Raw genomic sequence first — 12,803 nt, 5'->3', positions numbered from 1 at the left:
TTCTTCAGCGCTGCAGCCGTGCCAGCAGGCTCGACGTATCCCAGCGCTTGCCGCCCATCTTCTCGACTTCGGAATAGAACTGATCGACCAGCGCGGTCACCGGCAGGTTGGCGCCGTTGCGGCGGGCCTCGGCGATGCAGATCGACAGGTCCTTGCGCATCCATTCGACCGCGAAGCCGAAGTCGAACTTGCCGTCGTTCATGGTCTTGTAGCGGTTTTCCATCTGCCAGGACTGCGCGGCGCCCTTCGAGATGGTCTCGATCACGGCCGCAACGTCGAGGCCGGATTTCTTGGCGAAGTGAATGCCTTCGGAAAGGCCCTGGACCAGGCCGGCGATGCAGATCTGGTTGACCATCTTGGTCAGCTGGCCGCTTCCCGCGGGTCCGAGCAGCTTGCACATCCGCGCATAGGCCGCGATGACAGGTTCGGCGCTGGCATAGGCGTCGTCCTTGCCGCCGCACATCACGGTCAGCACGCCGTTTTCAGCGCCGGCCTGTCCGCCGGACACCGGCGCGTCGATGAACTTGAAGCCGGCCTTCGTGGCGGCGGCGTCGAGTTCGCGGGCGACTTCGGCCGAAGCGGTGGTGTGGTCGACGAATACGGCGCCCTTCTTCATGCCGGCGAAGGCGCCTTCGGCGCCTGTCGTGACGGCGCGCAGGTCATTGTCGTTGCCGACGCAGCACATCACAAAGTCCTGGCCTTCGGCGGCGGCCTTCGGCGTGGCAGCGGTGCGGCCGCCGAACTTGTCGGCCCATTCCTTCGCCTTGGCTGCGGTGCGGTTGTACACGGTCACCTCGTGGCCGCCTTTTTTCGCCAGATGTCCTGCCATCGGGAAACCCATGACGCCGAGACCGAGAAAAGCGACTTTAGCCATGTGTGCTACCTTGTCTTACCTTGGGGGTTTGGCCGGACATTGAACTGGCCGGACGGTGTTCTCTGTGTTTTCGAGAGCCGGACAGGGGGCTCCGGAGGCGGGAGCCGCACCATAAACCCTGCGTCATGAAGGGCAACCGCCTTCGTTTGGCGGGAGAGCCCGGTTTTGTGCTAGGGTAGGGGCGTCTCTAAGAACCTCACAAAAAAGGGAGTGACATCGCATGGGCGTCAGCGTGGGCGTGCTCGACCATTTCAATATCCGGACCCGGAATCTTGCCGACACGGTCCGGTTCTATGAGGACGTGATGGGGCTGGAAAAGGGTCCCCGGCCCAACTTCGCCTTCCCGGGCGCCTGGATGTACAGCGAGGGCAAGGCGGTGGTGCATCTGGTCGATATTTCCAAGACCGACGAGCCGCAGAAGCCGGGTTCCGGCGTGGTCCACCACGTCGCGTTTGCCAGCTCCGGGTTTGACGGCATGAAGAAGCGGCTGGAATCCAAGGGTATGAAGTATGACTCCCGGCAGGTTCCCGGCGGCGATCTCTGGCAGATCTTCGTCGATGACCCCAACGGGGTCATGATCGAACTGAATTACGAGGCGGCCAAGGAAGGCGGCGTCACGGCGCCAGCCGAGACCCGGGAAGATATCGGGGCGAGGTAGCCTTTTGGGCGGTAACGTCCTATCTGTCGCATCAAGCTATCATCTAGGAGATGCGCGGGTGAGCGTTACGCAGCAACAGGTTATCGATGCCCTCGCCAAGGTGGCGTCGCCGCGCGGCGTTCCCTTGAGCAACGCCAATGTGCTGTCGGCGATCACGGTCACCGACGGCAAGGTGTTCTTTTCGATCAATGTCGACGCGGCGGAAGCCCGCGCCTGGGAGAGCGTGCGCGCGCAGGCCGAAGCTGCGGTGCGCGCAATATCAGGTGTCACCGTCGCCATGATCGCGCTGACGGCCGAGCGCAAGGCAGGAGCGCCGGCGCCCGCGCCGCAAAGCGCGCCCCATTCCCATTCTCATGCGCGTAGCGCCGGCGTGCAGCCGGTCGCAGCCCACAGGCCGCCGCAAAGCCCGGCGTCGCCGATGTCAAAACAATCGGAAATTCCGGGCGTCGCCGCCGTGATCGCGGTGGCATCGGGCAAGGGCGGCGTCGGCAAGTCGACCACCGCGCTCAACCTGGCGCTGGGCCTGCGCGATCTGGGCCTGCGCGTCGGGCTGCTCGATGCCGATATCTACGGCCCCTCGGTGCCGAGGCTGACCGGCATTCACGAAAAGCCTGCGCTCGACGACAACCGCAAGATGATCCCGATCCAGCGCTTCGGGCTTTCGATCATGTCGATCGGTTTTCTGGTCGAGGAAGACACCGCGATGATCTGGCGCGGCCCGATGGTGATGTCGGCGATCACCCAGATGTTGCGCGATGTGGCGTGGGGTACGCTCGACATTCTCGTCGTCGACATGCCGCCCGGCACCGGCGACGCGCAACTGACGCTGGCGCAGAACGTGCCGTTGAAGGGCGCGGTGATCATCTCGACCCCGCAGGACCTTTCCCTGATCGATGCGCGGCGGGGCCTTGCCATGTTTCGGAAGGTCAACGTGCCCGTGCTCGGCATCGTCGAGAACATGAGCTATTTCCAGTGCCCGGAGTGCGGCACCCGGTCGGACATTTTCGGCCACGGCGGCGCGCGGCACGAGGCGGAGCGGCTGGGCGTGCCGTTCCTCGGCGAAATCCCGCTGCATATGTCGATCAGGACCTCGTCGGATGCCGGTAATCCGGTGGTCGCCAGCGAGCCCGACGGGCCGCACGCGGCGATTTATCGCGCCATCGGCGTCCAGGTTCGCGACCAGCTCAAGGGCGCCATCGCCGCGGCCTGAGCGCCAAAATGGCGCCTGAAATCGCACCGCGGCGGGTGGTATGCGACTTTCGTTTAATCAGTGCAGTCATGCCTTTGTCGCGTATTCGAACGGCCGATTTCCGTGTTAAAGCCCCGCCAGAGCGCCCCGGAACTCGTGGAATTCGTCCGGCCGGAGGAACGCTTGAGCAATTATGGGAAACGCCCCGTCTCAAGGAGAGATTGAATGAAGCGTCGTGATTTTTTGAAGGTTTCTGCGGCCGGTGCTGCCGCGACGGCCGTTGCCTCGCCGGCCATCGCGCAATCGTCCCCTGAGATCAAGTGGCGCATGACGTCGAGCTTCCCGAAATCGCTCGACACCATCTACGGCGGCGCCGAGCAGGTGTCGAAATACGTCGCCGAAATGACCGACAACAAGTTCCAGATCCAGGTGTTCGCAGCCGGCGAAATCGTTCCCGGACTGCAGGCGCTCGACGCGACCTCCAACGGCACCGTCGAGATGTGCCACACCGTTTCCTACTACTATGTCGGCAAGGACCCGACGTTTGCGATCTACGCCTCGGTGCCGTTCGGCCTGAATGCGCGCCAGCAGAACTCCTGGTGGTACCAGGGCGGCGGCATGGAGCTCGGCAACGAGTTCTTCAAGAAATTCGGCGTGATCGGCTTTCCCTGCGGCAACACCGGCACCCAGATGGGCGGCTGGTTCCGCAAGGAGATCAAGACGGTTGCCGATCTCTCCGGGCTTAAATTCCGCATCGGCGGCATCGCCGGGCAGGTGCTGCAGAAGGTCGGCGTCGTGCCGCAGCAGCTCGCCGGCGGCGACATCTATCCGGCGCTCGAAAAGGGCACCATCGACGCCGCCGAGTGGGTCGGACCGTATGACGACGAGAAGCTCGGCTTCGCCAAGGTCGCGAAGTACTACTACTACCCGGGCTTCTGGGAAGGCGGGCCGATGGTCCATGCCTTCACCAACCTGGAAAAGTGGAATTCGCTGCCGAAGAACTACCAGGCGATTCTCACCAACGCGATGGCCAACGCCAATAGCTGGATGGCCGCGCGCTACGACATGCAGAACCCGACGGCGTTGAAGCGTCTGGTTGCCGGCGGCACCCAGCTTCGTCCGTTCACCAACGAAGTGCTGGAAGCCTGCCTGAAGGCGACCAACGAACTGTGGGGCGAACTCTCGGCCAAGAACGCCGACTTCAAGAAGTCGATCGACGCGATGCAGGCCTACCGTTCCGACCAGTATCTGTGGTGGCAGGTTGCCGAATACACCTTCGACACCTTCATGATCCGCTCGCGCACCCGCGGCTGATCCGTAGCGTTTTCGAGCGAAGTGGATACCGGTTCGCGTCAAGAAAACGCGTCAAAAAAGAAAAGTTAGAGCCTGGTCCTGTGGACCAGGCTCTAAATCCAAAGTCGCAAAAACCAGCCCGGTCTCGTTGAGAGACCGGGCTTTTTTGCGTTTTTGGACCTGTTCGGGATGGATATCGCCAACCGGATGTTCCATGCTGGCTGCAAGCCTCGACACGAAGGCTGAATGACACAATGAACAGGGATGGATGCAATGAAGCGAAGAGACTTTATCAAGGTCACCGGCCTCGCTGCCGCGGGCGCAGCTACGCTGGCGGCGCCGGCCATCGCGCAGTCGATGCCGGAGATCAAGTGGCGGATGACCACGAGCTGGCCGAAATCGCTCGATACGCTGCACGGCGGCGCCGAGATGATGGCCAAGGTGGTCGGCGAAGCCACCGACAACAAATTCCAGATCCAGACCTTTGCCGCAGGTGAGATCGTTCCGGGTCTGCAGGTGCTCGACGCGGTGCAGAACGCCACCGTCGAAATGGGGCACACCGCCTCCTACTATTATTTCGGCAAGGATCCGACCTTCACCTTCGGCTCGTCGGTGCCGTTCGGACCGAACTCGCGCATCAACCAGGCCTGGTACATGCTGGGCGGCGGCAAGGAGCTCCTGAACGAGTTCTACAAGAGCTACAACGTCACCTCGCTTTTGGCCGGCAACACCGGCTGCCAGATGGGCGGCTGGTTCCGCAAGGAGATCAACACCGTCGACGATCTCAAGGGACTGAAATTCCGCATCGGCGGCTTTGCCGGCCGCGTCATGCAGAAGCTCGGTTGCGTCCCGCAGCAGCTTGCGGGCGGCGACATCTATCCGGCGCTGGAGAAGGGCACGATCGACGGCGCCGAATGGGTCGGTCCGTATGACGACGAGAAGCTCGGCTTCTTCAAGGTCGCGCCGCACTACTACTATCCCGGCTGGTGGGAAGGCGGCCCGATGCTGCTGGCGATCGTCAACCTCGACAAGTGGAACGCACTGCCGAAATATTATCAGAGCGTTCTCGAACAGGCCGGCCACCTCGCCAACAACTGGATGATGGCGCGATACGACCAGGCCAATCCGCTGGCGCTGAAGAAGCTGCTCGCCGCCGGCACCAAGCTGCACGCATTCCCGCCCGCGGTGATGGAAGCCTCCTTCAAGGCGGCAAAGGAGCTGCACAGCGAAGTTGCCGCGACCAACCCCAACTTCAAGAAGATCCTGGAATCGCTGACCAGCTTCTCCAACAACGGCTATCAGTGGTTCCAGGTCGCCGAAGTCGGTTACGACAATTTCATGGCGCGTCACTCGCAGAGCTGATCTCGCCTCCGAACGACCACGCAAACAAAAACCCCGGAGCGAAAGCTCCGGGGTTTTTCATGTCGGCAGGTGATATCAGCTATTTCGAAGGCTGGCCGAAATCGAGCGGTGGCAATTCGATCTGCGGCACCTCGATCCTGACCTTGGAGAGGTCGACGTCGAGCGGCTTGTCGAGCAGGCCGGTGACCACGACCGGGAAGGCGATCACGATCGCCACCATGATCAGCTGCAGTCCAATCCAGGGCAGTGCGCCCCAGTAGATGTCGGAGCTCTTGACTTCCTTCGGCGCCACGCCGCGCAGGTAGAACAGCGCGAAGCCGAACGGCGGATGCAGGAACGAGGTCTGCATGTTGACGCAGAGCATGACGCCGAACCAGATCAGCGCGGCATCGGGCCCGACCACCGGCGCCAGTACCTTCTGCGCGATCGGCGCGATCATCGGCAGGATGATGAAGGCGATCTCGAAGAAGTCGAGGAAGAACGCCAGGAAGAAGATGAAGAGGTTGATGAAGATCAGGAAGCCCCAGACGCCGCCCGGGATCGAGGTCAGCATGTGCTCGAGCCAGACGCCGCCGGAGACGCCGAGGAACACCACCGAGAAGCAGGTCGAGCCGATCAGGATGAACACCACCATGGTGGAGATGCGCATGGTGGTCTCGTAGCCCTGCTTGATCAGGTCGCGCAGGTCCGGAATGCGGACGGCTTCGAGGCAGATCCAGACCACGGCGATGTAGACCACCGCAAACGTCAGTTTGAAGAGCTTTCCGTCGCCGAGCAGCATTCCGATGATGGTGCCGATGCCGGTGGCGATGATGCCGATGAGGATCATCTTGTGCCCGGTCGAACTGAGCTCCTTGTGGTGGATCGCGGCGAGCACGATGGCGCCGATGGCGCCCATCGCGCCGGCTTCCGTTGGCGTCGCGAGGCCCAGCATCATGGTGCCCAGCACCACGAAGATCAGCACGGCGGAAGGAATGATGCCGAGCAGGCATTTTTTCCAGAGAGGCCAGCCGGTCAGCGTCAGCGCCGTCTTCGGCACTGCCGGCACGTGGTCCGGCTTGATGATGCTGAGCAGGAAGGTGTAGCCGGCGAACAGGAAGATCTGGAATACCGACGGTCCCCAGGCGCCGAGATACATGTCGCCGACCGATTTGCCGAGCTGGTCGGCGAGCACGATCAGCACCAGCGAGGGCGGCACCAGCTGGGTGATGGTGCCCGAGGCCGCCAGCACGCCGGTGATGTAGCGCATGTTGTAGCCGTAGCGGATCATGACCGGCATCGAGATCAGCGCCATGGCGATGACCTGCGCCGCCACCGTTCCGGTGATGGCGCCGAGAATGAAGCCGACGATGATGACGGAATAGCCGAGGCCGCCGCGGATCGGGCCGAACAGCTGGCCCATCGAATCCAGCATGTCTTCGGCGAGGCCGCAGCGCTCGAGAATAGCACCCATGAAGGTGAAGAACGGGATCGCCAGCAAGAGTTCGTTGGAAAGCACGCTGCCGAAGATTCGCCCCGGGATCGCCTGCAGGAAGTTGAGGTCGAAGAATCCGAGGTGGATCGAGAGGAAGCCGAAGGCGAGGCCAAGCGCGGCGAGCGTGAACGCCACCGGGAAGCCGATCAGCATGGCCAGAACCAGGCCGCCGAACATCATCGGCGGCATCATCTCCAGCGTGATCATTGCGTAGGCCTCTCGTATTTCGCATCGATCACGACATAACCCTTCAGTGCAGCGATGCGCTTGATCACCTCGGAGACACCTTGCAGCGCCAGCAGCACGAAGCCGACCGGGACCACGATCTTGATCGGCCAGCGCACCAGGCCGCCAGCATTGCTCGAAACTTCGCCGACGTTGTAAGCCTGCATGAAGAACGGCCAAGACAGGTAGCTGAGCAGCAGGCAGGACGGGATCAGGAAGCACAGCGTCCCGATCAGGTCGAGCCAGAGCTGGCCGCGCTCGGACAGCATCAGATAGAGAATTTCGACCCGGACATGCTCGTTGCGCTTGAAGGTGTAGGAGGCGCCGAACATCACGAAGATGGCGAACATGTACCACTGCAGTTCGAGCCAGCTATTGGAGCTGTAGCCGAACGCGTAGCGGATCATTGCATTGCCCGCGCTGACCACGCAGGCCGCCAACACGAGGAAATTGCAGACGTCGCCCAGTCTCTGATTGAGCCAGTCGATACTTTCACTGATTGCCAGCATTGGGCGCATCACGTTCTCCTCGGACACGTCATTGCAGCGCGCCGGATGTTTCAACCGATGTCGCAACGCCCGCGCGCGCGAGGCGCGCAGGACCAATACCTGGCGCGGCGCGCGCAGAACCGCGTCCACGCGTCAAACGCACGGCGTCATGGCTCATTCGCAGGAGCGATTGCAACGAGTGTCCTCCCCCAATCCTAACGCTTCCGCCGTCTTGGCCGCACCCGCTGTAACCTGAGGTTACGGGTGCAGCGGCCTGTTCCGGCCGTGCTGGCGTGAAAGCCGCCGCACCATTTCAGCGCCGTGTGGCCCCGTCAATTGGAAAATGGGCAAATTGACGCGGCTTCAACTAGTTGCGCGGGGAGGCCGCCATGCAGACCAAAAATTTCAGCCGCCGGTCACGCTCATGTGGCGGCTGACGCTCGGGCGGTTATGCCGGCGATCGATGATGAAGTCGTGGCCCTTCGGCTTCAGGCCGATGGCGCGATCGATCGCGGCCGAGAGCAGGTCGTTGTCGACAGATGCCCGCAACGGCCTGCGCAAATCGGAGGCATCCTCGTGCCCGAGGCAGGTGTGCAGGGTTCCGGTGCAGGTGATCCGTACCCGGTTACAGGACTCGCAGAAATTATGGGTCATCGGCGTGATGAAGCCGAGCTTGCCGCCGGTCTCGGCGATCCGGACATAGCGGGCAGGGCCGCCGGTATCGTCGTCGAGGTCGGTCAGCGTGTATTGCTTGGCGAGGCGCGCGCGCACCAGCGACAGCGGCACGTACTGGTCGATGCGGCCTTCGCCGATATCGCCCATCGGCATCACTTCGATCAGGGTCAGCGCCATGCCCTTGCCGTGCGCCCATTGCATTAGCGAGGGGATTTCCTCCTCGTTCATGTTCTTCAGCGCCACCGCGTTGATCTTCACCGCCAGGCCCGCGGCGCGCGCGGCTTCGATGCCGGCAAGCACCTTGTCGAGATCGCCCCAGCGGGTGATGGCGCGGAATTTCGCCGCGTCGAGCGTATCCAGGGAAACGTTGATACGGCGCACGCCGCAGTCGCGCAGTTCGCCGGCGAAGCGCGCCAGTTGCGAGCCGTTGGTGGTCAGCGTCAGTTCATCGAGCGCGCCGGATCCGAGATGCCGCGACAGCGAGCGCACCAGCGTCATCACATTGCGCCGGACCAGCGGTTCGCCGCCGGTGAGGCGGATCTTGCGTACGCCCTTGGCGACGAAGGCCGTGCACAGCCGGTCGAGCTCCTCGAGCGTCAGCAAATCCGCCTTGGGCAGGAACGTCATGTCCTCGGACATGCAGTAGAAGCAGCGCAGATCGCAGCGATCGGTGACCGACACGCGCAGATAGCGGATGGTCCGCCCGAACGGATCGACCATCGGACGGAGCAACAGATCGGGAGAACTCAACGCAGGTCCGCTCATCGATGGGTGCTTTGCTGGCGTGCCATGTTCGGCGCGGGGGCCGCGACATCGAAGCTCCCGCTAGCACAATCTAGGCACGTTGCAAGGAAGCTACAACAAGCCGCTCACCATGCGAGCTTTTGGGTGCGGTGCGGCGCATAGGGCTATTTGGAAAACCGATCAACGCGTCGGTGCGGCCGCCGGGGCGGCACTCGGGAACGGCGATCCGGCAGCCGGCTCGGCAGCCGCCTTTGGCTTCTTCGGCTTCGGCCGCATCGGCTTTCGCACCTTCGGCGGCGGCGCGGCCGGCCTGAGTTCTGCAAATACCGGGCTCGGCTCGATCGTGGTGGTGGCGGGGCTGGTGAGATCGCCGGGGCTCCGGATCACCTGCACGGGAACCGTGACCGGCTGGAACCGGGGCAGCGCAAAAGTGACGGCGAAGCCGGCATCGGGCGCCGGTACGGTGACCGAACAGGGCGTCTTGCAGCCGGGTCCGAGCGAGGTGGTGGCGTCGGCGCCCGGCGGCGTCGATTCGAGCTGGACCTGGACCGGTGGCGGCGTCGGCTTGAAGGAATCGAGGGAAAACGAGGAGCAGCCGGCGAGGCTCATCCCGGTAACGGCAATCGCGATAACACGACGCATGATCGATCACTCTACTGTGGCAAACTGCCACAATCCCCTTTTGGGACCATAGAAGCGCGAGAACAGAGCTGCAACCGCGCGCGCCAAAATCGTTAAACGATGGTTAACGCGGAACCGGGCGTTTCCGTATCTGCCCGTGGCTTCAGCAGGTTATGGCGTTGAAGCGGCGCCGATCAGGCTCTGGACGGCCTCGGGCAGGTCACGAAAGTGCCCGATCAGGCGGTCCGGCTTCAATTCGGCGATCGGGACATCGGTGTAGCCGAATTCGACCCCGATCACGGGAATCCCGGCCCGCCGGGCCACGCCGACGTCGGGGCCGGCGTCGCCGACCATGATGGCCGACGACAACTGACCGCCCGCGCGCGCCAGAGTCTGCTGCAGGATCACGGGATCGGGTTTGGCGACGCCGAACGTATCGGCGCCGCAGATCGCCGCAAATCTGTTGGTCATGCCGAGCTGGTCGAGCAGGCGCCTGGACAGCCATTCCAGCTTGTTGGTGCACACCGCGAACTGAAATCCCTGGCCTTGCAGGTCGTCGAGGGCGGTTTCAAGCCCCTCGAACGGGCGCGAGGCATCGGCGATATGGTCGGCGTAATAGTCGATGAAATCCTTGGTCAGCCGGTCGAGTTCGCCGACGCCGATGGTGCGGCCGTCGACCTCGAGCCCGCGTTCGAGCAGCTTGCGGGCGCCGGCGCCGATCATGTTGCGCGCCTTGTGCAGCGGCACCGGCGGCAGGCCCTCGCGGTCGAGCACGAAGTTGAGCGCCGCGATCAGGTCGGGCGCGGTATCGACGAGGGTGCCGTCGAGATCGAATACCAGGGTGCGGGGAAGGGTCATCGGGAATTCGCTATCCGTGGTGACGGCTTCATGCAAGTAGGGAAGTTCAAATCGCGGGAGGAACTGCCATGCGGGAGCTTGCCGGCAAGACGGCCTTTGTCACCGGCGGGGCCGGCGGAATCGGGCTTTCGATGGCGCAGGCGTTCGCGCAAGCCGGCATGAAGGTGATGATCGCCGACATCGAGACCGAGGCGCTTGGCGCCGCCGTCGACAACCTGCGCCGGATCACGCCCGATATCGAGGGCAGCCTCTGCGACGTCACCGATGCCGCCAGTGTCGAGCGCGCTGCGCAGGCGGCGTTCGACAGGTTCGGCAACGTCCATGTGGTCTGCAACAATGCCGGCGTCGCCGCCGGCGGCGGCATCGATCACATCTCGCTCGACAACTGGCGCTGGGTGATCGACGTCAACCTGATGGGCGTGCTGCACGGCATCCGGAGCTTTCTGCCGCACATCCGCAAGCACGGCGAAGGCGGCCATATCGTCAATACGGCCTCGATGGCGGGGATGCAGGGCGGCCTCGGCTTCAGCCCCTATGGGGCCAGCAAGTTCGCGGTCGTCAGCATGTCGGAGGGGCTGCACGCGCAGCTCAAACCGCACGGCATCGGCGTCAGCGTGCTGTGCCCGAGCTATGTCCGCACCAAAATCGGCGAGAGCGGACGCAACCGCCCGGCGCGCTACGGCGCGTCGCAGCCGCTCGATCCGGCAAGCCCGGCGGCGGCCATGGTCGCCGAAATCGCCAAAAATCTTCAGGCCGGGCTCGATCCCGCCGACGTCGCCGCGCGCGTGATCGAGGCCATCCGCGACGACCGGCTCTACATCTTCACCCATCCCGGCATGCGCGCAGAGGTCGAGGACCGGTTTGCGGCGATTCTGGCCGCCATGGACGCGGTCACGCCCTCATAAATCCACCTGCGCAAAATCCACCTGCCCAAGGCTGTTCCCGGGGCCAAAACGACGCTAGAGAAGCGTCACCGGCGGGGTTCCCCGCGACAGCCCGGTTTGGGGCAGGTTCCGAAAGAGGCACTGTTTTCACGTGGATATGGACGCACTGAAACGGCAAGCGGCGGCAAAGGCGCTGGAGCATGTCCGCGACGGCATGCAGCTCGGGCTCGGCACCGGCTCGACCGCAAAACACTTCGTCGACCTGCTCGGCGAGAAGGTCGCCGCCGGCATGAAGGTGGTGGGCGTGCCGACCTCGGAAGCGACCCGCATCCAGGCCGAGCAATGCAGGATTCCGCTGACCACGCTGGATGTGATCGACCGGCTCGATCTGACGGTCGACGGTGCCGACGAGGTCGATGGCGCGCTCAACCTGATCAAGGGCGGCGGCGGCGCGCTGCTGCGGGAAAAGATCGTGGCCGCGGCCTCGGATCGCATGATCGTGATCGCCGACGAGACCAAATGGGTCGACGCGCTCGGCCGTTTCCCCCTGCCGGTCGAGGTGATTCCGTTCGGCCTTGCAGCGACGCAGCGGATGATGGCGAAAGCCTTTGCCGAAAGCGGCGTTTCCGGGCAAATGGTGATCCGGAAGGGCAAGGACGGCCACGTTTTTGTCACCGATGGCGGCCACTGGATTATCGATGCCCATCTCGGGCGGATCGCCGATGCGCCGCGCCTGGCGGGGCTGTTGAACCCGATCCCGGGCGTTGTCGAACACGGCCTGTTCATTGGCCTCGCCACCACGACCGTGCTGGCGGGCGCCCAGGGAATTCGCGTAATTGAACGGCGGTAACGCCGCACATCGAGGAGAATTGGAATGAAGAGCTTTTCACGGATCTTGTCGGCTGCCGGCCTCGCACTGGGACTGGCGCTGTCAGCCGTCCCGGTCAGCGCGCAGCAGAAGGATGCGGCAGCGCCGCTGAAGCCGGCGTCGGCGGCCGCACTGGCGGCGGCCAAGGAAATCCTGGCGATGAAGAACGCGAGCGCAATGTACGCCAACGCCGTTCCCAATCTCGTCGAGCAGACCAAGAATGGTCTCCTCCAGAACAACCTCAACTACCAGAAGGACCTCAACGAGGTCGCTGTTGTTGTCGCCAAAACTCTCGCCGGCCGCGAAAAGGAGATCGGCGACGGCATGGCGCAGATCTACGCCAACGAGTTCTCCGAGCAGGAGCTGAAGGACCTCGTGACGTTCTACAAGACGCCGCTGGGCACCAAGCTGCTCGCCAGCGAGCCCCGCGCCATCCAGTTCAGCATGTCCTACATGAACCAGTGGGCGCAGCAGTTCGCGGCCACCATCGACAACGAGTTCCGCAACGAGATGAAGAAGCGCGGCAAGCCGATCTGAGCCACCTGTCAGGCGGACTTGATCTACCTATATAATATAGCGTTTTCGAGCGA

The 12,803-nt window shown here is 63.4% G+C and carries 13 protein-coding genes; 7 read left to right on the top strand and 6 right to left on the bottom strand.

Annotated features, from left to right (window positions below):
* Positions 1-4: 4 nt before the first annotated feature.
* Complete coding sequence (locus BLR13_RS02285; protein ID WP_074827989.1) at positions 5-874, bottom strand: NAD(P)-dependent oxidoreductase; 870 nt, start codon at positions 872-874, stop codon at positions 5-7.
* Between the two features lie 220 nt (positions 875-1,094).
* Between BLR13_RS02285 and BLR13_RS02280 the strand changes: the two genes are divergently transcribed.
* The 4 genes from BLR13_RS02280 (at position 1,095) to BLR13_RS02265 (ending at position 5,376) form a co-directional block, all read left to right on the top strand.
* A complete protein-coding gene (locus tag BLR13_RS02280) occupies positions 1,095-1,532 on the top strand; it encodes a VOC family protein (RefSeq protein ID WP_074827992.1) in 438 nt (145 codons plus the stop codon).
* A 58-nt stretch (positions 1,533-1,590) separates the two neighbouring features.
* On the top strand, positions 1,591-2,742 hold the full coding sequence (locus BLR13_RS02275; RefSeq protein ID WP_074827995.1) for an Mrp/NBP35 family ATP-binding protein: 1,152 nt from the start codon (positions 1,591-1,593) through the stop codon (positions 2,740-2,742).
* A 204-nt stretch (positions 2,743-2,946) separates the two neighbouring features.
* Positions 2,947-4,035, top strand: a complete 1,089-nt coding sequence (locus BLR13_RS02270; protein WP_074827997.1) for a TRAP transporter substrate-binding protein — start codon at positions 2,947-2,949, stop codon at positions 4,033-4,035.
* Positions 4,036-4,287: 252 nt separating this feature from the next.
* Entirely contained in the window at positions 4,288-5,376 is a 1,089-nt protein-coding gene (locus BLR13_RS02265; RefSeq protein ID WP_074832071.1) for a TRAP transporter substrate-binding protein, read from the top strand.
* 79 nt (positions 5,377-5,455) lie between these two features.
* Here BLR13_RS02265 and BLR13_RS02260 read toward each other — a convergent pair whose 3' ends face one another.
* The 5 genes from BLR13_RS02260 to BLR13_RS02240 form a co-directional block, all read right to left on the bottom strand.
* Positions 5,456-7,057: a TRAP transporter large permease gene (locus BLR13_RS02260; protein WP_074827999.1), complete on the bottom strand. Its 1,602-nt coding sequence runs from the start codon at positions 7,055-7,057 to the stop codon at positions 5,456-5,458.
* Positions 7,054-7,593, bottom strand: coding sequence for a TRAP transporter small permease subunit (locus BLR13_RS02255; RefSeq protein WP_074832074.1), 540 nt, complete (start codon positions 7,591-7,593; stop codon positions 7,054-7,056). The genes BLR13_RS02260 and BLR13_RS02255 overlap by 4 nt, the downstream gene beginning before the upstream one ends.
* Before the next feature lie 375 nt (positions 7,594-7,968).
* On the bottom strand, positions 7,969-9,003 hold the full coding sequence (gene moaA, locus BLR13_RS02250; protein WP_074828002.1) for a GTP 3',8-cyclase MoaA: 1,035 nt from the start codon (positions 9,001-9,003) through the stop codon (positions 7,969-7,971).
* Positions 9,004-9,162: 159 nt separating this feature from the next.
* Entirely contained in the window at positions 9,163-9,624 is a 462-nt protein-coding gene (locus BLR13_RS02245) for a hypothetical protein (protein ID WP_074828005.1), read from the bottom strand.
* A 150-nt stretch (positions 9,625-9,774) separates the two neighbouring features.
* Positions 9,775-10,461, bottom strand: a complete 687-nt coding sequence (locus BLR13_RS02240; RefSeq protein ID WP_074832079.1) for an HAD hydrolase-like protein — start codon at positions 10,459-10,461, stop codon at positions 9,775-9,777.
* Positions 10,462-10,529: 68 nt separating this feature from the next.
* Between BLR13_RS02240 and BLR13_RS02235 the strand changes: the two genes are divergently transcribed.
* The 3 genes from BLR13_RS02235 to BLR13_RS02225 all read left to right on the top strand — a co-directional run bounded on the left by BLR13_RS02235 (position 10,530) and on the right by BLR13_RS02225 (position 12,750).
* Entirely contained in the window at positions 10,530-11,366 is an 837-nt protein-coding gene (locus BLR13_RS02235; protein ID WP_074828008.1) for an SDR family NAD(P)-dependent oxidoreductase, read from the top strand.
* Positions 11,367-11,496: 130 nt separating this feature from the next.
* Positions 11,497-12,195 (top strand): ribose-5-phosphate isomerase RpiA, encoded by a 699-nt coding sequence (rpiA, locus tag BLR13_RS02230; RefSeq protein WP_074828011.1) that lies wholly within the window; start codon positions 11,497-11,499, stop codon positions 12,193-12,195.
* A gap of 24 nt (positions 12,196-12,219) precedes the next feature.
* Positions 12,220-12,750, top strand: a complete 531-nt coding sequence (locus BLR13_RS02225; RefSeq protein ID WP_074828014.1) for a DUF2059 domain-containing protein — start codon at positions 12,220-12,222, stop codon at positions 12,748-12,750.
* Positions 12,751-12,803 lie beyond the last annotated feature (53 nt).

Source organism: Bradyrhizobium ottawaense (assembly GCF_900099825.1).
In the GTDB taxonomy this organism is placed as follows: Bacteria; Pseudomonadota; Alphaproteobacteria; order Rhizobiales; family Xanthobacteraceae; genus Bradyrhizobium; species Bradyrhizobium ottawaense_A.
The sequence above is the reverse complement of the archived record's forward strand: the minus strand, read 5'-3'. Positions and strand labels throughout refer to the sequence as shown.